Raw genomic sequence first — 21263 nt, forward strand, 5'->3', positions numbered from 1 at the left:
CGTGCGGTTCGCCCCCCGGCCAGACCATCTGCCGCCCACAGCCCGGCACCCCCGCCCGAAACTGTCCTCCACATCCCACACCTGACAGGATCATCAAGCATGACCACCATCTCCGTGGCCGTCGCCGGCGCCAGTGGGTACGTGGGAGGAGAAGTGCTCCGCACGCTCCTCGCACACCCCGGTGTCGAGATCGGGGCCGTGACCGCCGCATCCAACGCCGGTGAACGACTCGGGTCGCTGCAGCCGCACCTCACGCCACTGGCCGACCGCGTCCTGGAGCCGACGGACGCGCGCAGCACCTCCGTGGGCACGACGTCGTCTTCCTCGGCCTGCCGCACGGCGCCTCGGCCGAGATCGCCGCGACGCTCGGTGACGACGCCCTCGTCATCGACTGCGGTGCGGACTTCCGCCTGCAACGCAGCGACGACTGGACCGAGTTCTACGGCGGAGCGCACGCCGGCACGTGGCCGTACGGCCTCCCGGAGCTGCCGGGTCAACGCGAGGCGCTGGCCGGTGCGCGCCGCATCGCGGTGCCGGGGTGCTTCCCCACGGTCTCGACGCTCACGACGATGCCCGCCGTGCTCGCGGACCTGGTCCACCCCGACTTCACGGTGGTCGCGCCCACCGGCACATCGGGAGCCGGCAAGAAGCTCGCCACCACGTTCCTCGGTTCGGAGGTGATGGGTCAGGCCAGCGCCTACGGTGTCGGCGGCGTGCACCGTCACACGCCGGAGATCGAGCAGAACCTCCGAGCCGCCATGTCCCATCGCCGCCCACGGCCCGGCACCCCCGCCGGGGGCGCGGAGCCAGTCGTCTCCTTCACGCCGATCCTGGCCCCGATGGCCCGCGGCATCCTCGCCACGGTGAGTGCACCGCTGCGCGACGGTGTCGAGACCGGCGACGTCACCGCCGCCTACACCGACTCCTACGGTCGTGCGGGTGAGGGTGAGCCGTTCGTGCACGTGCTGCCCGAGGGCACCTGGCCGCAGACCAAGGCGGTGCTCGGAGCCAACACCGTGCACGTGCAGGCCACGGTGGACCCGCGCGCGGGCAAGCTGGTGGCCATCGGCGCGATGGACAACCTGGCCAAGGGCACTGCCGGTGGTGCGATCCAGTCGATGAACATCGCCCTCGGTCTCGCGGAGACGACGGGTCTGACGACGGTGGGGGTGGCTCCCTGATGTCAGTCACTTCCGCAGGAGGATTCCGCGCCGCGGGTGTGGCCGCAGGACTGAAGAGCTCCGGCGCCCCTGATCTCGCGATCGTCGTCAACGACGGCCCCAGCAAGGCCGCTGCCGCTGTCTTCACCAGCAACCGCTGCAAGGCCAATCCGGTGCTGTGGAGCGAGCAGGCCATCAAGGACGGTGCCGCGAGCGCCGTCGTCATCAACTCCGGGGGAGCCAACTGCTACACGGGGGCAGAGGGTTTCCAGCTGACCCATGCCACGGCCGAGCTGGCCGCCGAGCTCCTGGATCTGCCACCGATCGACGTGCAGGTGTGCTCCACCGGGCTGATCGGCCTGCTCAACGACGCAGACGACCTGCTTGCCGGTGTCCGCACGGCTAGCGGTGAGCTGTCGGCCGACGGCGGCGACGCCGCCTCGAGGGCCATCATGACCACCGACTCGGTGCCCAAGACGGCCGTGTCCTCGACGCAGGGAGCCGGGCAGGACGGCTGGACGGTCGGCGGCATGGCCAAGGGCGCGGGCATGCTGGCCCCGGCGCTCGCCACGATGCTGGTCGTCATCACCACCGACGCCGACCTGCCGGGCGAGGTGCTCGACGCCTGTCTGCGGGAGGCCACCAGGACGACGTTCGACCGGCTCGACTCCGACGGCTGCCAGTCCACCAATGACACGGTGCTGCTGATGGCCAGTGGTGCGAGCGGCGTCGAGCCGGACCAGGAGGCGTTCACCGGGGCACTCACCAGCGTCTGTCGTGACCTCGCGCTGCAGCTGCTGGCCGATGCCGAGGGGGCGGACCACGAGATCGCCATCGAGGTGCTTCACGCCGCGAGCGAGGAGGATGCGGTGGCCGTCGGTCGTTCGGTGGCGCGCAGCAACCTGTTCAAGGCCGCGGTGTTCGGCAAGGACCCCAACTGGGGGCGTGTCCTGGCTTCGGTCGGCACCACCGACGCCGTCTTCGACCCGGCCGACCTCGACGTCGCCCTCAACGGGGTCTGGGTCTGCCGCAACAGCGGTCTGGGCGAGCCGGCCGACTCCGTCTTGCTGGAGGATCGCGCGGTGTCGGTGACCATCGACCTGAAGTCCGGCGACGCCGCGGCGACCGTCTGGACCAACGACCTCACGCACGCCTACGTCCACGAGAACTCCGCGTACTCGACATGAGCGAGAAGGAAGAGCACGTCACGATGCCCCCAGCCCACGACGACGCAGAGATCGAGCAGGGCCACACCAGCGAGCAGTGGAAGCGACACCAGGAGAAGGCCGCCACCCTCGCCGGGGCGCTGCCCTGGCTGAAGCGCTATCACGGCAAGGTCGTCGTGGTGAAGTACGGCGGCAACGCCATGACCGACGAGTCACTCAAGCAGGCCTTCGCCGAGGACATCGTGTTCCTGCGGATGGCGGGCTTTCGTCCCGTCGTCGTGCACGGCGGCGGACCGCAGATCAGTGCGATGCTGGACCGGCTGGGCATCGAGTCGGAGTTCCGCGGCGGACTGCGGGTCACCACCGAGGAGTCCGTGGAGGTCGTCCGCATGGTCCTGACCGGCCAGGTCGGTCGCGAGCTGGTGGGCCTGCTCAACCGGCACGGCGCCCTGGCGGTCGGGCTCTCCGGGGAGGACGCGGGCCTGTTCACCGCCACCACCACGCGTCCGGTCATCGATGGCGAGGAGACCGACATCGGTCTGGTCGGCGAGGTCTCCCACGTGCGGCCCGAGGCGGTGCAGGACCTCATCGATGCCGGACGGATCCCGGTGGTCTCCACCATCGCTCCGGACGCCGTCGGACAGGTGCACAACGTCAACGCCGACACCGCGGCCTCCGCGCTCGCGACCGCGCTCGGTGCGGAGAAGCTGCTCGTGCTCACCGACGTCGAGGGTCTGTACCGCGACTGGCCCGACAGCACCGACGTGATCGGCGAGATCTCCCCGGAGTCGCTGCGTGAGCTCCTGCCGGGCCTGGCCTCGGGCATGATTCCCAAGATGAAGGCCTGCCTCGAGGCCGTCGAGGGTGGCGTCAAGGGCGCCACCGTCGTCGACGGCCGTGAGCCGCACGCCGTCCTGCTGGAGATCTTCACCGACGAGGGCGTCGGCACCCAGGTGCTGCCGGACGTCGAGACGCGGGTCCGTACCGCTCTGTACTCCACGAGTGCTTCCAAGGAGAGCTCATGACCAGTTCCCCCAGTCGCCCCCGTCCGGACGTCCCCGCCGGGACCTCCGGGGCACCGGAGAAGGCCGAGCTGCCCGTGACGTCGCAGGGCCGTCCCGTCTCCGGGGCCGAGTGGACCGACCGCTACACCAAGGCCGTCATGAACACCTTCGGTGCGCCGCAGCGCGTGCTCGTGAAGGGCGAGGGCTGCTGGGTGTGGGACGTCGACGGCAACCGCTACCTCGACCTGCTGGGCGGGATCGCGGTCAACGCGCTCGGCCACGCCCATCCGGCGATCGTCGAGGCCGTCACCTCCCAGCTCCGAACCCTCGGTCACGTCTCCAACTTCTTCGCGACCGAGCCTCAGGTGCGGCTGGCCGAGCGGCTCCTGGAGCTCCTCGGCGACCTCGGCGGCACGCGGGGGAGCCGGGTCTTCTTCGCCAGCACGGGGACGGAGGCCAACGAGGCGGCTCTCAAGGCCACGCGACGCACCGGGCGCACCACGATCGTCGCGGCCGAGGGATCCTTCCACGGCCGCACCATGGGCGCGCTCTCGTTGACGTCCAAGCAGGCCTACCGAGAACCGTTCGAGCCGCTGCCCGGAGACGTCCGGTGGGTGCCCTACGGCGACGTCGACGCGCTGCGGGAGGCTGTCGATGAGTCGGTCGCGGCCGTCGTCCTGGAGCCCATCCAGGGTGAGGCCGGCGTCGTCGTCCCGCCGGAGGGCTATCTGGCGGCGGCCCGGGAGGTCACCACCGAGCACGGCGCGCTGCTGTGGCTCGATGAGGTCCAGAGCGGCGTCGGACGCACCGGTGCCTGGTTCGACCATCAGCGTGAGGGCGTCACCCCGGACCTCATCACCGTGGCCAAGGGCCTGGGCGGGGGCATCCCGGTCTCGGCGTGCGTCGCCCTCGGGTCATGCGGCGCACTGCTGGGGCCCGGCAACCACGGCACGACCTTCGGTGGCAACCCGGTGGCCACGTCGGCGGCGCTCGCGGTCATCGAGACGATCGAGGCCGACGGGTTGCTGGATCACGTGGCAACGGTGGGGGAGCGGGTCCGTGCCGGGCTGGTCGACCATCCTTTGGTCGCCGGGGTCACGGGGCGCGGGCTGTTCCTGGGCGTCGTGCTCACCGCCGACGTCGCGCCGCAGGTGGTGTCGGCCGGCTACGACGCGGGCCTGGTGCTCAATGCTCCGACGCCGAACCGCCTGCGTCTCGTCCCGCCGCTCGTGCTGTCGGCCGAGGATGCCGACCGCGCCGTCAAGACCATCCGCTCGCTGCTGGACGAGGTGGACGTCGCGTCACAGGAGGGCGGCACATGAGGCACCTGCTGCGCGACGACGACCTCTCGCCCGCTGAACAGGCCGAGGTGCTCCAGCTCGCCCTGGAGGTCAAGGCCGACCCGTACGGGCGACAGCCACTGTCCGGTCCCCGCACGGTGGCCGTCCTGTTCGACAAGTCCTCCACCCGCACCAGGGTCTCCTTCTCCGTCGGCATCGCCGACCTGGGGGGCAACGCGCTCGTGCTGGACTCCTCGACGACGCAGGTGGGCCGGGGCGAGCCGATCGCTGACACGGCCCGTGTGCTCGGCCGGATGACCAGTGCTGTCGTGTGGCGCACGCACGCGCAGTCGGGCCTGGAGGAGATGGCGGCTCACGCCGGGGTGCCGGTCATCAACGCGTTGAGCGAGATCCTCCATCCGTGCCAGCTGTTGGCGGACTGGCTCACTCTGCTGGAGTACTTCGGCAGCCTGCAGGGTCTCACGGTCGCCTATGTCGGCGACGGTGCCAACAACATGGCGCACTCCTACCTCCTCGGTGGTGCGACCGCCGGGATGCATGTCCGGATCGGGGCGCCCGAGGGCTTCGAACCCCATGACTCGATCCTCGACGACGCGGAGCGCATCGCGGTGACGACCGGTGGTTCGATCAGCAGCACCACCGATCCGGTCGCGGCGGTCACCGGCGCGGACGTCGTCATCACGGATACCTGGATCTCGATGGGGCAGGAGGCCGAGAAGGAGCAGCGGCTGGCGACCTTCGGTCCCTACTCGGTCACGCAGGAGCTGCTGGGGCATGCCGCGGCGCACGCGGTCGTCCTGCACTGCCTGCCGGCCTACCGTGGTCTGGAGATCGCTGCCGACGTGGTCGACGGACCTCGTAGTCTGGTCTGGGAGGAGTCGGAGAACCGTCTGCACGCACAGAAGGCGCTGCTGATCTGGTTGCTGGAGAGGTCAGCGCCGGACACGAGCCCGCTGCCGACGAGCACCCGGGGCCCGGTGCCGGCATGAACGAGCGCGAGCGAGCAAGTCGATGACGATCCCGGACACCAAGGCAGCCCGACGCCAGCTCATCGTGGACCTGCTGGGCCGTGAGGCGGTGCGCTCGCAGAGCGAGTTGTCGCGCCTCCTGGAGGACCAGGGGGTGAAGGCGACGCCCTCGACGATCTCGCGCGATCTCGTGCACCTCGACGCCGTACGGGTGCGCCGTTCCGACGGCACTCTCGTGTATGCGGTGCCTGCCGAAGGCGGTGATCGTACGCCGCGTGCGGCTGAGGACAGTGCGGTCTCGCAGCTGCGGTTGAACCGGCTCGCCCGTGAGCTCGTGGTGTCCGCCGACGCCTCGGCCAACCTCGTGGTCCTGCGGACGCCGCCGGGCGCGGCGCAGTACCTCGCGTCCGCGATCGACCACACCTCCCAGCCGGACCTGCTCGGCACGATCGCCGGTGACGACACCGTGCTGCTGATGTGCCGTGAACCGGACGGCGGTGAGGCAGTCGCCCGCCGCTTCACGTCGCTGGCCGCGCTGCCAGACTGAGTCGTCCCCCAACCGAGGAGTTCCATGACCGTGCCAGAGGATGCGCCGGGCGAGACCGCGGCCGACACCCGCCTGTGGGGCGGCCGTTTCGCGGGCGGACCGTCGCCGGAGCTGGAGGAGCTGTCGCGCTCCACGCAGTTCGACTGGCGCCTGGCGACCTATGACCTCCGGGGCTCGCGTGCCCATGCCCGCGTCCTGCACGCTGCGGACCTGCTCGATGACGCAGCCCTGGAACAGATGCTGGAGGGGATCGACGCGTTGGAGGCCGACGTCGTCTCCGGTGCGTTCGTGGCCCAGCCCGGCGATGAGGATGTGCACTCCGCCCTGGAACGGGGCCTGGTGGAGCGGCTCGGCCCGGAGCTGGGCGGCAGGCTGCGGGCGGGACGCTCGCGCAACGACCAGGTGGCGACCCTCTTTCGGCTCTACCTGCGTGACCATGTGCGTCAGGTGAGCCAGCTGGTGAGCGAGCTGGCCCGCGCGATCGCCTCGCAGGCCGAGAACCACCTCGGGGTCGCGATGCCCGGCCGCACCCACCTGCAGCACGCGCAGCCAGTCCTGCTCTCGCACCACTTGCTCGCGCACGCCTGGCCGCTCGTGCGGGACCTGGACCGCCTGGCCGAGTGGGACGCCCGGGTCGGGGCCGACTCGCCGTACGGCTCGGGCGCGCTCGCGGGCTCGTCGCTGGGGCTGGACCCGGAGGCGGTCGCCCGCGATCTTGGCTTCACAGGATCCTCGGCCAACTCCATCGACGGCACCGCGGCACGGGACTTCGTCTCCGAGCTGTCCTTCGTGCTCGCCCAGATCGGCGTCGACGTCTCTCGGCTCGCCGAGGAGATCATCATCTGGAACACCAAGGAGTTCGGCTTCATCACGCTGCACGATGCCTACTCCACGGGCTCGAGCATCATGCCGCAGAAGAAGAACCCCGACATCGCCGAGCTGGCCCGTGGCAAGGCCGGGCGCCTGGTCGGCAACCTCACGGGGCTGCTGGCGACGCTCAAGGCTCTGCCGCTGGCCTACAACCGTGACCTGCAGGAGGACAAGGAGCCGGTCTTCGACTCCATCGACACCCTGGAGATCCTCCTGCCGGCCTTCACCGGCATGGTCGCGACGCTTCGCTTCGACACCGCACGCATGTCCGAGCTGGCGCCGCAGGGCTTCGCACTGGCCACCGACGTCGCGGAGTGGCTCGTACGGCAGGGTGTGCCGTTCCGTGAGGCCCACGAGCTGTCCGGTGCATGCGTCCAGAGGTGCGAGGAGCGCGGCATCGAGCTGTGGGACCTCACCGATGAGGACTTCTCGGCGATCTCCCCGCACTTCTCCCAGGCTGCCTCACGAGGTGGCGGCTCGGTGCGGGACGTGCTCTCGCTGCGCGGCTCGATCTCCTCACGCGACGGTCGCGGCGGCACCGCCCAGCGACGCGTCACCGAGCAGCTCGCCGAGCTGCGGAGTCGACTGTCCTGAGCCGGCCCGTGGCGACGTCGACCAGTGGGCCGCACGTCCTGGAGCGTGCCCGCAGTCTGCTCGGGCGCGTTCTGCACGGGCACGGGGTGGCGGTGCGCATCACCGAGGTCGAGGCCTACGGGGGAGTGGAGGACGCCGCCTCGCACGCCTTCACCCGCACGCCGCGCTCGGAGATCATGTACGGCCCTCCGTGGCGGTTGTACGTGTATCGCTCCTACGGCATCCACCTCTGTGCCAACGTCGTCACCGGCCCCACCGAGCAGGCGGCTGCGGTCCTGGTCCGGGCGGGGCGGGTCGTGCAGGGCATCGATCTCGCCCGTTCCCGCCGAGGCGACGTCCCTGATGTGCGGCTCGCGCGCGGGCCGGGCAACCTCGCATCGGCCCTGGGCCTGACGATGACTGACCTGGGCACCGACCTGCTCGGCGAGGGTCCGGTCAGGCTGGGCCCCGCGCCTGCGGTGACACCACCGGTCAGCGCCGGGCCGCGGGTGGGGGTCTCCCAGGAGGCGGATCGTCCGTGGCGGCTCTGGGTGGCGGACGATCCCACGGTGTCGGCCTACCGTAGGTCACCGCGGGCGCCGCTCTAGGATCGGGCGCAGTACCCAGAACACGAAAGGCACCAATCGTGACCCACGTCCTCGACGACCTCGAGGCGCGCGGCCTCATCGCGCACTCGACCGATCTCGACGCGCTGCGCGCGGAGATGGACGCTGGTCCGCTGACGTACTACGTGGGTTTCGACCCCACGGCCCCCAGCCTGCACATCGGCAACCTGCTGCAGCTGCTGACGGCCAGGCGTCTGCAGCTGGCCGGTCATCGGCCGTTGCTCCTCGTCGGCGGCTCGACCGGGCTCATCGGTGACCCCAAGGAGGCAGGCGAGCGGGTCATGAACTCACCGGAGGTCGTGGCCGAGTGGGTGGAGCGCATTCGCTCGCAGGTGTCGCAGTTCGTGGACCTGGAGGGCGAGCTGGGCGCGACCCTGGTCAACAACCTGGACTGGACACAGGACCTGAGCACGATCGACTTCCTGCGCGACGTGGGCAAGCACTTCCCCGTCAACCGGATGCTTGCGCGTGACGTGGTGAGCAGCCGCCTGGAGTCCGGCATCAGCTACACCGAGTTCAGCTACGTCCTGCTGCAGTCCATGGACTACCTGGAGCTGCACCGACGGTACGGCTGCGCTCTGCAGACCGGCGGAAGCGATCAGTGGGGCAACATCACTGCCGGGGTCGAGCTGGTGCGCCGTGCCGAGGGGACCCGTGTCCACGCCCTGGCCACGCCGCTCATCACCAAGGCCGACGGCACGAAGTTCGGCAAGACCGAGAGTGGGACCGTCTGGCTCGATGCCGACCGCACGAGCCCTTACGCCTTCCACCAGTCATGGATCCAGGCTGAGGACTCCAAGGTGGGGGAGTACCTCAAGCAGTTCACCTTCGTGCCGGTGACCGAGATCGATGCCCTCATGGCCGAGCATGCCGAGAAGCCGGGGCTCCGGATTGCGCAGCGTCGTCTGGCCGCCGAGATGACCACGCTCGTGCACGGACCTGCCGAGACGCAGGCCGCCGAGCTCGCGGCCGCCGCGTTGTTCGGTCGAGGGGACGTGGCGGACCTGGCGGAGTCGACGTTGTCTGCCGCACTGCGAGAGGCCGGCGCAGTGGATCTCAGGCGTGGTGATGCACCGACACTCACCGACGCGTTGGTGGCCACTGGGCTCGTGACGTCCCGGTCCGAGGCGCGCCGTGCCGTCAATGACGGTGGCGCGTACGTCAACAACGTGCGCGCCGACGATGCCGACCTGTCCCTGGCCGACGCGCCGGCCTTGCACGGCTCTTGGTTCCTCCTGCGGCGTGGAAAGCGTGCGATTTCAGGCGTCAGACTCCACTGATCGATCATGTGGTCGCCGTCACACGTTCTCGATTTGACCGTGTTGGGGCGGGTGCGTAATGTTCTGGTTGTTGCACCGCACGGCGGAGCGCAAGGCCAGAGGCCGGGCGCTCGGGCGGGCAGCCACCCCAACCGAAACGGTTAATGCCAGAGCCTCAACGAGGCTCGGAGATCTAGCCGCTGACAACGGGGGGTGAACACGGAGTCGGACCTGGTTTGACCGGGCCGAAACAGACCGTGTAAAGTTGGACGAGTTGCCCCGAGGTAGCCGCCGGAAGGTGGGCGCCAAGGTGTGCGTCTGATCCTTGAGAACTCAACAGTGTGCCAAAAGTCGACGAGATAATCAGTTATACCCCCGTCGATGGTGAAGGGCTTCGGCCCGACAGCATCGCGAGGGCAATTCCGACAAATTGACTGTCAGCAGTCAGTTCGTCAGGAATCAAACAGATGTTGACCCTGGTTCTTCGGAGCCTGGGGAGTAATTCAACGGAGAGTTTGATCCTGGCTCAGGACGAACGCTGGCGGCGTGCTTAACACATGCAAGTCGAGCGGTAAGGCTCCTTCGGGAGTACACGAGCGGCGAACGGGTGAGTAACACGTGAACAATCTGCCCTTCTCTTTGGAATAAGCGTTGGAAACGACGTCTAATGCCGAATATGACCTCGGAAGGCATCTTCTGAGGTGGAAAGCTCCGGCGGAGGAGGATGAGTTCGCGGCCTATCAGCTTGTTGGTGGGGTAACGGCCCACCAAGGCAACGACGGGTAGCCGGCCTGAGAGGGTGACCGGCCACACTGGGACTGAGACACGGCCCAGACTCCTACGGGAGGCAGCAGTGGGGAATATTGGACAATGGGCGAAAGCCTGATCCAGCAACGCCGCGTGAGGGATGACGGCCTTCGGGTTGTAAACCTCTTTCAGCAGGGACGAAGCGAAAGTGACGGTACCTGCAGAAGAAGGACCGGCCAACTACGTGCCAGCAGCCGCGGTAATACGTAGGGTCCGAGCGTTGTCCGGAATTATTGGGCGTAAAGGGCTCGTAGGCGGTCTGTCGCGTCGGTAGTGAAAACTCAGGGCTCAACCCTGAGCGTGCTTCCGATACGGGCAGACTAGAGGTATGCAGGGGAGAACGGAATTCCTGGTGTAGCGGTGGAATGCGCAGATATCAGGAGGAACACCGGTGGCGAAGGCGGTTCTCTGGGCATTACCTGACGCTGAGGAGCGAAAGCATGGGGAGCGAACAGGATTAGATACCCTGGTAGTCCATGCCGTAAACGTTGGGCGCTAGGTGTGGGGACCTTCCACGGTCTCCGTGCCGCAGCTAACGCATTAAGCGCCCCGCCTGGGGAGTACGGCCGCAAGGCTAAAACTCAAAGGAATTGACGGGGGCCCGCACAAGCGGCGGAGCATGCTGATTAATTCGATGCAACGCGAAGAACCTTACCTGGGTTTGACATATGCCGGAAAGCTGCAGAGATGTAGCCCCCCTTGTGGTCGGTATACAGGTGGTGCATGGCTGTCGTCAGCTCGTGTCGTGAGATGTTGGGTTAAGTCCCGCAACGAGCGCAACCCTCGTCCTATGTTGCCAGCACGTAATGGTGGGGACTCATAGGAGACTGCCGGGGTCAACTCGGAGGAAGGTGGGGATGACGTCAAGTCTTCATGCCCCTTATGCCCAGGGCTTCAAGCATGCTACAATGGCCGGTACAATGGGCTGCGAAGCCGCGAGGTGGAGCGAATCCCAAAAAGCCGGTCTCAGTTCGGATTGGGGTCTGCAACTCGACCCCATGAAGTCGGAGTCGCTAGTAATCGCAGATCAGCAACGCTGCGGTGAATACGTTCCCGGGCCTTGTACACACCGCCCGTCACGTCATGAAAGTCGGCAACACCCGAAGCCGGTGGCCCAACCCTTGTGGAGGGAGCCGTCGAAGGTGGGGCTGGCGATTGGGACGAAGTCGTAACAAGGTAGCCGTACCGGAAGGTGCGGCTGGATCACCTCCTTTCTAAGGAGCTCACTGGCGAGAGTTTTCGGACCTCGTCCAGGCGTGTCGTTCGCAGACAAGCGTTCTGCGCGACACAGCTCACTAGTGGACGTCGACTATTTGGCTCATCATCGATCGAACGCTGTCAGTACGCCCCTCGGGGAAGGAACCTCAGCCGGAAGTCGCGATGAGTCAGGCACACTGTTGGGTCCTGAGGGATCAGGCCCTAGGCTTGACCTCTCGGACCGCACCACCACGAACCACTCGAGTCATCGGGAAGGCGTGGATCATGGGGCGGGACCGACCGTATCTTGAGAACTTCACAGTGGACGCGAGCATCTTTGTAGTAACAACAAGCTACTAAGTGCACATGGTGGATGCCTTGGCATCGAGAGCCGATGAAGGACGTTGGAGTCTGCGAAAAGCCCCGGGAAGGTGACAACCGACCTGTGATCCGGGGATGTCCGAATGGGGAAACCCACCTGGAGGAAAGTCCAGGTACCTGCGCCTGAACACATAGGGCGTTTGGAGGGAACGTGGGGAAGTGAAACATCTCAGTACCCACAGGAAGAGAAAACAACCGTGATTCCGGGAGTAGTGGCGAGCGAAACCGGAAGAGGCTAAACCTCAGTGATGTGATAGCCGGCAGGCGTTGTCGCTGAGGGGTTGTGGGGCCGAACCGCTGATTCTGCCGAATCAGCAAAGAGTCACAAACCATGAGTGAAGTGGAAGCCGACTGGAAAGTCGTGGCACAGAGGGTGAGACCCCCGTACACGTAAGCTCATGGCTCTTGTTCGTCGCCCCGAGTAACACCGAACCCCTGAAATTCGGTGTGAATCTAGCGGGACCACCCGTTAAGCCTAAATACTCCTCGATGACCGATAGCGGACTAGTACCGTGAGGGAAAGGTGAAAAGTACCCCGGGAGGGGAGTGAAATAGTACCTGAAACCATGTGCATACAATCCGTTGGAGCTCTTCCTTGTGAAGAGTGACAGCGTGCCTTTTGAAGAATGAGCCTGCGAGTTAGCGTGGTGTAGCGAGGTTAAGGCGAGAGCCGTAGCCGTAGCGAAAGCGAGTCCGAACAGGGCGACGCAGTTGCACCATCTAGACCCGAAGCGGAGTGATCTATCCATGGGCAGGTTGAAGCGCGGGTAAGACCGCGTGGAGGACCGAACCCACCTAGGTTAAAAACTGGGGGGATGACCTGTGGATAGGGGTGAAAGGCCAATCAAACTCCGTGATAGCTGGTTCTCCCCGAAATGCATTTAGGTGCAGCGTTGCGTGTTTCTTGTCGGAGGTAGAGCACTGGATGGGCTAGGGGGCCTACAAGCTTACTGAACTCAACCAAACTCCGAATGCCGACAAGTGAGAGCGCAGCAGTGAGACTGCGGGGGATAAGCTCCGTAGTCGAGAGGGAAACAGCCCAGACCATCAGCTAAGGTCCCAAAGCGATTGCTAAGTGGAAAAGGATGTGGAGTCGCAGAGACAACCAGGAGGTTGGCTTAGAAGCAGCCACCCTTGAAAGAGTGCGTAATAGCTCACTGGTCAAGTAATTCCGCGCCGACAATTTAGCGGGGCTCAAGCAATCCACCGAAGCTATGGCATTCACGCGTGTACTCGGCCCCAGACCTTGAGTCTGTGGTCCAGGTGCGTGGATGGGTAGGGGAGCGTCGTGTCGCGAGAGAAGCGGCGGGGTAACCCAGCCGTGGATGCGACACGAGTGAGAATGCAGGCATGAGTAGCGAATGAAGAGTGAGAAACTCTTCCACCGGATGACCAAGGGTTCCAGGGTCAAGCTAATCTTCCCTGGGTAAGTCGGGACCTAAGGCGAGGCCGACAGGCGTAGTCGATGGACAACGGGCTGATATTCCCGTACCGGCGCTGAATCGCCCATGCCGAATCCAGTGATGCTAAGTGCCCGAAACCGACCTTCAGCTCCTTCGGGAGCACTGGTCGGCAGAGCGCACGACCCGATCTGGTAGTAGGCAAGCAATGGTGTGACGCAGGAAGGTAGCTCAACCGCGCGCGATGGTAGACCGCGGCCAAGGCTGTAGGGAGAGTGATAGGTAAATCCGTCACTCATGTTCCTGAGAGCTGATGGGGAGACTAATTGTCGAAGTGAGTGATCCTATGCTGCCGAGAAAAGCATCTAGCGAGATTCTGAGCCGCCCGTACCCCAAACCGACTCAGGTGGTCAGGTAGAGAATACTAAGGTGATCGAGTGAATCATGGTTAAGGAACTCGGCAAAATGCCCCCGTAACTTCGGGAGAAGGGGGGCCGGATACGTGAGTGGACTTGCTCCACAAAGCGTTGAAGGCCGCAGAGACCAGGCCCAAGCGACTGTTTACTAAAAACACAGGTCCGTGCTAAGTCGAAAGACGCCGTATACGGACTGACTCCTGCCCGGTGCTGGAAGGTTAAGGAGACGTGTTAGCGCAAGCGAAGCACAGAACTTAAGCCCCAGTAAACGGCGGTGGTAACTATAACCATCCTAAGGTAGCGAAATTCCTTGTCGGGTAAGTTCCGACCTGCACGAATGGAGTAACGACTTGGGCGCTGTCTCAACCATGAACTCGGCGAAATTGCACTACGAGTAAAGATGCTCGTTACGCGCGGCAGGACGGAAAGACCCCGGGACCTTTACTATAGCTTGGTATTGGTGTTTGGTTCGATTTGTGTAGGATAGGTGGGAGACTGTGAAGCTTGGACGCCAGTTCGAGTGGAGTCAACGTTGAAATACCACTCTGATCGTACTAGACATCTAACCTAGGTCCGTTATCCGGATCAGGGACAGTGCCTGGTGGGTAGTTTAACTGGGGCGGTTGCCTCCTAAAATGTAACGGAGGCGCCCAAAGGTTCCCTCAGCCTGGTTGGCAATCAGGTTTCGAGTGTAAGTGCACAAGGGAGCTTGACTGTGAGAGTGACGGCTCGAGCAGGGACGAAAGTCGGGACTAGTGATCCGGCGCTGGCATGTGGAAGCGGCGTCGCTCAACGGATAAAAGGTACCCCGGGGATAACAGGCTGATCTTCCCCAAGAGTCCATATCGACGGGATGGTTTGGCACCTCGATGTCGGCTCGTCGCATCCTGGGGCCGTAGCAGGTCCCAAGGGTTGGGCTGTTCGCCCATTAAAGCGGCACGCGAGCTGGGTTTAGAACGTCGTGAGACAGTTCGGTCCCTATCCGCCGCGCGCGTAGGAAACTTGAGAAAGGCTGTCCCTAGTACGAGAGGACCGGGATGGACGAACCTCTGGTGTGCCAGTTGTTCTGCCAAGAGCACGGCTGGTTGGCTACGTTCGGAAGTGATAACCGCTGAAAGCATCTAAGCGGGAAGCACGTTTCAAGATGAGGTTTCCCACTGGTTTACCAGGTAAGGCCCCCAGCAGACCACTGGGTTGATAGGCCGGAAGTAGAAGTGCAGCAATGCATGGAGCTGACCGGTACTAATAGGCCGAGGGCTTGTTTCTTACAAAGATTCTGCGCGTCCACTGTGAGGTTCCCGAGATATGAGTCGGGAACCAGATTGACCTGGTTCGAAATATCTCCATAGAGTTTCGGCGACCATGGCGAAGGTGAAATACCCGGTAACATTCCGAACCCGGAAGTCAAGCCCTTCAGCGCCGATGGTACTGCACTGGAGACGGTGTGGGAGAGTAGGACGTCGCCGGACTATATTTAGCGCGAGGCCGCTCCTTCGGGGGCGGCCTCGCTGCATTTGAGGAGCAAGACAATGACAGGTGAACGTAGGTCACCAGGCTCGGGCCCGCGTGGGCAGGGGCGGCCCCAGGGGAATCGTTCCGGAGGCGGCGACCGCCGACGACGCGATGATCGCGGCGCATCTCGCCGGCCGAGCGGACGTGGCACGGACCGTCGAGCACCGCGCGCGGCCGAGGAGCGGACCGCCGACCAGCAGATCTATGACGGTCCGCCGATCCCGGACGACGTGAGCGCCAAGGATCTTGACAAGTACGCCCGTCAACAGCTTCAGGGCCTGCCGGAGAAGCTCGCTGAACGCGCGGCTCGGCATCTGGTGATGGCTGGTCTGCTGATCGGGTCAGACCCCGAGACGGCCTACCGGCACGCCCTGGCTGCGCGCGCCCGTGCCTCTCGCAACGGCATCATCCGTGAGGCCTGCGGTGAGACGGCGTACGCCGCGGGCAAGTTCGCCGAGGCGTTGTCGGAGCTGCGTGCGGCACGCCGGATGAACGGCCAGCTGCTGTATGCCGCCATGATGGCCGACTGTGAGCGGGCTCTGGGTAGGCCGGAGAAGGCACTGGCGTACGACACTCCCGACATTCGCTCACACCTCGATGATGCGGGGCAGGTGGAGCTGTCGATCGTCGTCGCGGGCGCCCGACGCGACCTCGGTCAGGCCGAAGCAGCACTGCGGCTCCTGGAGAATGAGTCGTTGCACAGCAAGTCACGCGAGGAGTGGGTGGCCCGGTTGCGGTATGCATACGCGGACACGCTTCTCGATCTCGGCCGCGTCGAGGAGGCGGCTGAGTGGTTCCACCGGGTCGTGGCGGTCGACGGGAACCGGATCACCGATGCCGAGGAGCGGCTCGCCGCGCTCGGCTGACCCGTCCGTCCACAGCGGGCGCGCGGGCGGGCCGTTGTGCACATGCCGCGCGTTCGCTGCGTACGCAGGGGCACATCGACGTGACGATGGATCCATGTCGAGCTCAGATCCCGTTCACGTCAACTGTGTCACGCTGCGCGGCCGCCTGTCTGCTGATCCTGAGGAGCGCGTGCTCCCGAGCGGTGATCGGATCGTCACCTTCCGGATCGTGGTCCCTCGGACGAGCGCGGCACGTCGTCGGTCCCGACAGGCCTGCGACGTGATCGAGTGCGTGGCCTGGACGTCCCGGCTGCGTGCCAAGGCCGCACGGTTCAGGTCCGATGACACGATCGAGGTCACGGGCGCCCTGCGTCGGCGATTCACCAGGACTGCTGGATCGCTCGCCAGCTACGTCAGCGTCGAGCTGACGGGCTGTACCGCGTGGCAGAAGGTACGGCGGTAGCCTGCTTCATATGGCCCTGGCGACGACCACCGAGCCGCTGACGCGTGTCCACGACGTCGCGCTCCTCGACCTCGATGGCGTCGTCTACATCGGTCCAGAGGCGGTTCCCGGGGCCCGCGAGGCTCTCACCGGCGCCACGAACGCCGGCATGCGGTTGGCCTACCTGACCAACAATGCGTCGCGGGTACCGGGCGACATGGCCGGGCAGCTGCGTGACCTGGGGATGCCGGTGGCCCACGACGACGAGGTGGTCACCTCGGCACAGGCTGTGTCCAGGCTGATCGCCGATGCAGTGGCACCTGACTCCCTCGTCCTCGTGGCGGGCGGAGACGGACTGCGGCACAGCCTGCACGAGGCAGGGCTTCGCACGACTGATCGCTTCGATGAGTCAGTCAGCGCGGTCGTCCAGGGATTCGGTCCGGACCTGACGTGGGCCGACCTCGCCGAGGCGTCCTACGCCGTGCACGCCGGCGTGCCGTGGTTTGCCAGCAACACCGACCTCACGTTCCCCACCGCCCGAGGGGTTGCGCCAGGCAACGGCTCCATGGTCCAGGCGGTGGCCAATGCGACCCGCACTCGTCCCGTGGTGGCAGGCAAGCCTGAACGAGCACTGTTCGAGGAGTGCCTGGCACGCCTGCTGCCGAGCGCCCCGCTCATGGTGGGCGACCGGCTCGACACCGACATCGAGGGGGCCGCGCGCGTCGGCATCCCCAGCCTGGCCGTCCTCACCGGAGTCAGCTCGTTGCAGGACCTGGCCGAGGCGCCGCTGGCGGCGCGGCCTGACTATGTCGGTGCTGATCTGAGTGCCTTGCTGTTGCCACATCCGCCGTTCACCGTCCAGGGGAGCACGGCCCGATGCGGCGAGGCGAGCGTGCACCTGGCTCAGGGCGCGCTCCGTGTGGGACAGGCAGGCGAGCCGCTGCACCTGCTGCGCGCCGTTCTCGGCCTGGCCTGGGCGGTGGCCGACGACACCGGGACGCCACCTCGCGTACCGGAACACGTCGGGGTGGGATGATGGATCTCGTGAGCGACGAGGTACAGGACGAGGCACAGCAGGACGAGCAGGCGGCCACCGAGCCGGAGGTCGACCTCGCCGCGCAGCAACGTCGTGCCGAGCTGGTCGAGCTGGCGCGGGAGGCGACCCTCGAACGCCCTGACCTGGCGGCACTCCTCGACAGGGTCGCAGCCCTGGACGAGCTCGACCTCCCTCACCACGTGGGGGAGCTCGACGCGGTCCACCACGCCCTGCGTGACGCCTTGGCCGCGGCCGGCCGCGACGACACGCCCGCCTCGTGAGCCGACGTACACCATGAGCAGACGCGTCCGTCTCGACGCTGAGCTGGTCCGGCGCAGCCTGGCTCGCTCACGTGAGCACGCCAGCACGCTCATCGCCGACGGCCACGTGCTGGTCGACGGGCAGCGGGCATCCAAGGCAGCAACCCAGGTCCGGACCGATCAGGCGATCGTGGTGAAGGACGGCGACGACCCCGGCTGGGCCTCGCGCGGGGCCCACAAGCTCCTCGGGGCCTTGGAAGTCTTCGAGCCGCAAGGCCTGGCCGTCCAAGGACGCATCTGCCTCGACGCCGGTGCGTCGACCGGAGGGTTCACCGACGTCCTGCTGCGTCGCGGAGCGGGCCGCGTGCACGCCGTCGACGTCGGCTACGGACAGCTGGTGTGGTCCCTACGTACTGACGATCGGGTCGTCGTGCACGACCGCACGAACGTGCGCACCCTGGGTCCGGACGACATCGATGACCAGGTCGACCTGGTCGTCTCGGACCTGTCGTTCATCTCCCTTACGGTGGTCATGCCAGCATTGACCGGCATCTGCACCCAGGAGGGCGACATCGTGCTGATGATCAAGCCTCAGTTCGAGGTGGGCCGAGAGCACCTCGGCAAGAACGGTGTCGTCCGCGATGCACAGCAGCACGAACGTGCGGTGCTCGCGGTGTGCGAGTCGGCGCACGGGCACGGATGGGGCACCCGCGGTCTTGCGGCGAGCCCGTTGCCCGGTCCGGCCGGCAACGTGGAGTACTTCTGCTGGCTGCGCACCGACGCCGCCCCGGTCACGGCCGAGGCCGTGACCGACGTCGTGGCCGACGGACCCGTGGGGGCGGCACGGTGACCCGTCGTGTCCTGCTCACGGTCCACACGGCGCGCCCTGAGGCGACGTCCGTGGCCCGCCAGATCGCCACCGACCTGCGCGCCGCGGGGATCGCGGTGTGCGTGCCCGACACCGACGCCGACGAGCTCGCGGCAGCGCACGTCGGCGAGGTCGAGGTCATCAAGGCTGGCGAGGGGACCGCCCACGGCTGTGAGCTTGCCGTGGTGCTCGGTGGCGACGGCACGATCCTGCGCACCACAGAGCTGTGCCGCGGTACCGACACCCCGGTGCTCGGGGTGAACCTCGGACATGTCGGGTTCCTCGCCGAGGCCGACGTGGAGGACCTGCAGGCTGTGGTGAGCGGTGTCGTGGATCGCAGCTACACGGTGGAGGAACGTCTCACCCTCGACGTCGAGGTGCGCGTCGGGGGCGAGGTCGTGGCCACCAACTGGGCGCTCAACGAGGCGTCGGTGGAGAAGGCCTCTCGCGAACGCATGCTCGAGGTCGTCGCCGAGGTGGACGACCGCCCGCTGTCACGGTGGGGCTGCGACGGCGTCATCTGCGCCACGCCCACCGGGTCCACCGCCTACGCCTTCAGTGCCGGAGGTCCGGTGGTGTGGCCCGAGGTCCAGGCCCTGCTGCTTGCCCCGATCAGTGCGCACGCATTGTTCGCCCGTCCACTCGTGGTCTCGCCGGACTCCACCCTCGCCGTCGAGGTCGTGGGGCAGGGAGCCACGGGTGTGTTGTGGTGCGACGGTCGCCGGGCGGCGGAGCTGCCGTTCGGAGCCCGCGTCGAGGTGCGTCGCGGTACCACGCCGGCCAGGCTCGCGAGGTTGCACACGGCGCCCTTCACCGACCGGTTGGTGCGCAAGTTCGACCTTCCGGTGTCCGGCTGGCGCGGCGCTGGGCGACAGGAAGGCGGCACCCGCTGATGTGGCAGCACCTGAAGCTCTCCTCGCTGGGCGTCATCGACTCCGCCGAGCTCGAGCTCGACTCGGGGTTCACCGTCATCACCGGTGAGACCGGAGCGGGCAAGACCATGGTGGTCACGGCGCTCGGGCTGCTGCGAGGGGACCGCGCCGACCTGGGCCTGGTACGTCACGGCGCCGAACGGGCGAGCGTGTCGGCGAGCATCACCGTCCCCGAGGCCACGGACGTCGAGCGGTCCGTGACCGCGGCCGGGGGCGAGCTGGACGGTGACGTCGTCGTCCTGGGGCGTGTGCTGTCCGCCCAGGGGCGCTCGCGCGCCGTCGCCGGAGGGGCTACCGTGCCCGCGGCCCTGCTGACCACCCTCACCGACGAGCTGTTGGCCGTTCACGGACAGTCTGACCAGCACCGGCTGCTGCGTCCTGCGGCACAGCGTGCGGCCCTCGACCATCTGGCTGGCGATGCGCTGCAGAAGGTGCTCGACGAGTACGTCCCAGCCTTCACCCGCTGGAAGGAGATCGAGACCGAGCTGAGTGCTCTGCGCGATCATGCCCGGGAGCGTGCACAGGAGCTGGAGATGCTCAAGCACGGCCTCGAGGAGGTCGCGGCCGTCGAGCCGGTGCCGGGTGAGGAGGAGGAGCTGCGGGCTGAGGAAGGACGTCTCGCGCACGCCGAGGCACTCGTGCGGGCAGCCACAACGGCCCACGCCCTGCTGACCGCCGACGACGACGGAACCGACGCACGCACGCTCGTCGCCTCAGCCACCGCAGCGTTGCAGGAGGCAGCCGGCCACGATGACGGCCTTGACGACCTCGCCGGACGCGTGCGGGAGATCGGCATCCTGCTGGACGAGGTAGGAGCTGACCTCGGCTCCTACTCGGCCGGGGTCGAGATGGATCCAGCGCGGCTGTCCGTCGTGCAGGAACGTCTCGCGGCGTTGACGTCCCTGCAGCGACGCTACGGCCCCTCGCTCGAGGACGTGCTGGAGTGGAGCCGGGTCTCCGAGGCGCGGGTGCACTCGCTGGACCACGACGACGACACGATCACAGCGCTCGAGGCCGAGCGGGATCAGCTCCTGCCGAGTCTGCGCGACCTGGCCGAGCGGCTCGGTGAGATCCGCCGCGAGACGGCAGGTCGTCTCGCCGAGCTCACCGAGGCCGAGCTGGCGCAGCTCTCCATGCCGTCGGCCCAGCTGCACGTGGAGGTCAGCACCAGTGAGGAGCTACGGGCCCACGGCTGCGACGACGTCGAGCTGCTCTTCGCCGCCAACAACGGTGCGCCGCCGCGACCACTGGCCAAGGGAGCGAGCGGGGGAGAGCTGTCGCGCCTGATGCTCGCGCTGGAGGTCGTGCTGGCCGACCGCACCAGCGTGCCCACGCTCGTCTTCGACGAGGTCGACGCCGGTATCGGCGGCCGGGCGGCGGTCGAGGTCGGCCGACGCCTTTCCCGACTGGCCGAGCACGCACAGGTCCTGGCGGTGACGCACCTGCCGCAGGTGGCTGCCTTCGCCGACCACCACTTCCACGTGGCCAAGGACGACGACGGACAGGTGACCTCCAGCACGGTGCGTCGGTTGCCGGACCACGAGCGTGTCGACGAGCTGGCACGGATGCTGGCCGGGCAGGACGACTCCGCCGCGGCACAGGAGCATGCCCGCGAGCTGCTGGACCTCGCGGAACGTTCCTGAGAGCGCGCGTGGCAGGGCGCAGCGCCAGATGGTGAGCCTCACAGGCACGC

15 protein-coding genes, 3 rRNA genes and 1 pseudogene are annotated in these 21263 nt (G+C 66.6%); all 19 read left to right on the forward strand.

Annotation, left to right across the window (positions count from 1 at the left end):
- The first annotated feature begins 99 nt into the window (after window positions 1-99).
- The 19 genes and pseudogenes from argC to recN all read left to right on the forward strand — a co-directional run bounded on the left by argC (window position 100) and on the right by recN (window position 21213).
- Window positions 100-1181: pseudogene (gene argC / locus ACEVFP_RS08855) on the forward strand (N-acetyl-gamma-glutamyl-phosphate reductase).
- Entirely contained in the window at window positions 1181-2347 is a 1167-nt protein-coding gene (argJ, locus tag ACEVFP_RS08860; protein ID WP_375003416.1) for a bifunctional glutamate N-acetyltransferase/amino-acid acetyltransferase ArgJ, read from the forward strand. Before argC ends, argJ begins: the two are co-directional and overlap by 1 nt.
- The gene (gene argB / locus ACEVFP_RS08865; RefSeq protein ID WP_375003417.1) at window positions 2344-3351 is read left to right on the forward strand and encodes an acetylglutamate kinase; all 1008 of its coding nucleotides are present in this window, start codon (window positions 2344-2346) and stop codon (window positions 3349-3351) included. Before argJ ends, argB begins: the two co-directional genes overlap by 4 nt.
- Window positions 3348-4652, forward strand: a complete 1305-nt coding sequence (locus ACEVFP_RS08870; RefSeq protein WP_375003418.1) for an acetylornithine transaminase — start codon at window positions 3348-3350, stop codon at window positions 4650-4652. Before argB ends, ACEVFP_RS08870 begins: the two co-directional genes overlap by 4 nt.
- A complete protein-coding gene (argF, locus tag ACEVFP_RS08875) occupies window positions 4649-5620 on the forward strand; it encodes an ornithine carbamoyltransferase (protein ID WP_375003419.1) in 972 nt (323 codons plus the stop codon). Before ACEVFP_RS08870 ends, argF begins: the two co-directional genes overlap by 4 nt.
- 22 nt (window positions 5621-5642) lie before the next feature.
- A complete protein-coding gene (locus ACEVFP_RS08880) occupies window positions 5643-6146 on the forward strand; it encodes an arginine repressor (protein ID WP_375003420.1) in 504 nt (167 codons plus the stop codon).
- A 24-nt stretch (window positions 6147-6170) separates the two neighbouring features.
- Window positions 6171-7610: an argininosuccinate lyase gene (gene argH, locus ACEVFP_RS08885; protein ID WP_375003421.1), complete on the forward strand. Its 1440-nt coding sequence runs from the start codon at window positions 6171-6173 to the stop codon at window positions 7608-7610.
- 8 nt (window positions 7611-7618) lie between these two features.
- A complete protein-coding gene (locus ACEVFP_RS08890; protein WP_375003422.1) occupies window positions 7619-8197 on the forward strand; it encodes a DNA-3-methyladenine glycosylase in 579 nt (192 codons plus the stop codon).
- 38 nt (window positions 8198-8235) lie between these two features.
- A complete protein-coding gene (gene tyrS, locus ACEVFP_RS08895; protein WP_375003423.1) occupies window positions 8236-9495 on the forward strand; it encodes a tyrosine--tRNA ligase in 1260 nt (419 codons plus the stop codon).
- Between the two features lie 482 nt (window positions 9496-9977).
- Window positions 9978-11495: ribosomal RNA gene (locus ACEVFP_RS08900) — 16S ribosomal RNA — on the forward strand.
- Window positions 11496-11824: 329 nt separating this feature from the next.
- Window positions 11825-14941: ribosomal RNA gene (locus ACEVFP_RS08905) — 23S ribosomal RNA — on the forward strand.
- Window positions 14942-15027: 86 nt separating this feature from the next.
- Window positions 15028-15144: ribosomal RNA gene (gene rrf, locus ACEVFP_RS08910) — 5S ribosomal RNA — on the forward strand.
- Together the 16S, 23S and 5S rRNA genes form the textbook arrangement of a ribosomal RNA operon.
- A gap of 273 nt (window positions 15145-15417) precedes the next feature.
- Complete coding sequence (locus tag ACEVFP_RS08915) at window positions 15418-16053, forward strand: hypothetical protein (protein WP_375003425.1); 636 nt, start codon at window positions 15418-15420, stop codon at window positions 16051-16053.
- A gap of 94 nt (window positions 16054-16147) precedes the next feature.
- Window positions 16148-16495: a single-stranded DNA-binding protein gene (locus ACEVFP_RS08920; protein WP_375003427.1), complete on the forward strand. Its 348-nt coding sequence runs from the start codon at window positions 16148-16150 to the stop codon at window positions 16493-16495.
- Window positions 16496-16505: 10 nt separating this feature from the next.
- Window positions 16506-17510 carry an HAD-IIA family hydrolase gene (locus ACEVFP_RS08925; protein ID WP_375003428.1) on the forward strand — a complete coding sequence of 335 codons (1005 nt, stop codon included), beginning with the start codon at window positions 16506-16508 and terminating at the stop codon, window positions 17508-17510.
- An 8-nt stretch (window positions 17511-17518) separates the two neighbouring features.
- Window positions 17519-17791, forward strand: a complete 273-nt coding sequence (locus ACEVFP_RS08930; protein WP_375003429.1) for a hypothetical protein — start codon at window positions 17519-17521, stop codon at window positions 17789-17791.
- Window positions 17792-17804: 13 nt separating this feature from the next.
- Window positions 17805-18620 (forward strand): TlyA family RNA methyltransferase, encoded by an 816-nt coding sequence (locus tag ACEVFP_RS08935; protein WP_375003430.1) that lies wholly within the window; start codon window positions 17805-17807, stop codon window positions 18618-18620.
- A complete protein-coding gene (locus ACEVFP_RS08940; RefSeq protein WP_375003431.1) occupies window positions 18617-19531 on the forward strand; it encodes an NAD kinase in 915 nt (304 codons plus the stop codon). The genes ACEVFP_RS08935 and ACEVFP_RS08940 overlap by 4 nt, the downstream gene beginning before the upstream one ends.
- The gene (gene recN / locus ACEVFP_RS08945) at window positions 19531-21213 is read left to right on the forward strand and encodes a DNA repair protein RecN (RefSeq protein ID WP_375003433.1); all 1683 of its coding nucleotides are present in this window, start codon (window positions 19531-19533) and stop codon (window positions 21211-21213) included. Before ACEVFP_RS08940 ends, recN begins: the two co-directional genes overlap by 1 nt.
- Window positions 21214-21263 lie beyond the last annotated feature (50 nt).

The organism is Aeromicrobium sp. CTD01-1L150 (assembly GCF_041951745.1).
Classification (GTDB): Bacteria; Actinomycetota; Actinomycetes; order Propionibacteriales; family Nocardioidaceae; genus Aeromicrobium.

Bases quoted from the DNA above. Each gene is read 5' to 3' on its own strand.
- argJ (WP_375003416.1), top strand. From the start codon at position 1,181: ATGTCAGTCACTTCCGCAGGAGGATTCCGCGCCGCGGGTGTGGCCGCA.
- argB (WP_375003417.1), top strand. From the start codon at position 2,344: ATGAGCGAGAAGGAAGAGCACGTCACGATGCCCCCAGCCCACGACGAC.
- ACEVFP_RS08870 (WP_375003418.1), top strand. From the start codon at position 3,348: ATGACCAGTTCCCCCAGTCGCCCCCGTCCGGACGTCCCCGCCGGGACC.
- argF (WP_375003419.1), top strand. From the start codon at position 4,649: ATGAGGCACCTGCTGCGCGACGACGACCTCTCGCCCGCTGAACAGGCC.
- ACEVFP_RS08880 (WP_375003420.1), top strand. From the start codon at position 5,643: ATGACGATCCCGGACACCAAGGCAGCCCGACGCCAGCTCATCGTGGAC.
- argH (WP_375003421.1), top strand. From the start codon at position 6,171: ATGACCGTGCCAGAGGATGCGCCGGGCGAGACCGCGGCCGACACCCGC.
- ACEVFP_RS08920 (WP_375003427.1), top strand. From the start codon at position 16,148: ATGTCGAGCTCAGATCCCGTTCACGTCAACTGTGTCACGCTGCGCGGC.
- ACEVFP_RS08925 (WP_375003428.1), top strand. From the start codon at position 16,506: ATGGCCCTGGCGACGACCACCGAGCCGCTGACGCGTGTCCACGACGTC.
- ACEVFP_RS08935 (WP_375003430.1), top strand. From the start codon at position 17,805: ATGAGCAGACGCGTCCGTCTCGACGCTGAGCTGGTCCGGCGCAGCCTG.
- recN (WP_375003433.1), top strand. From the start codon at position 19,531: ATGTGGCAGCACCTGAAGCTCTCCTCGCTGGGCGTCATCGACTCCGCC.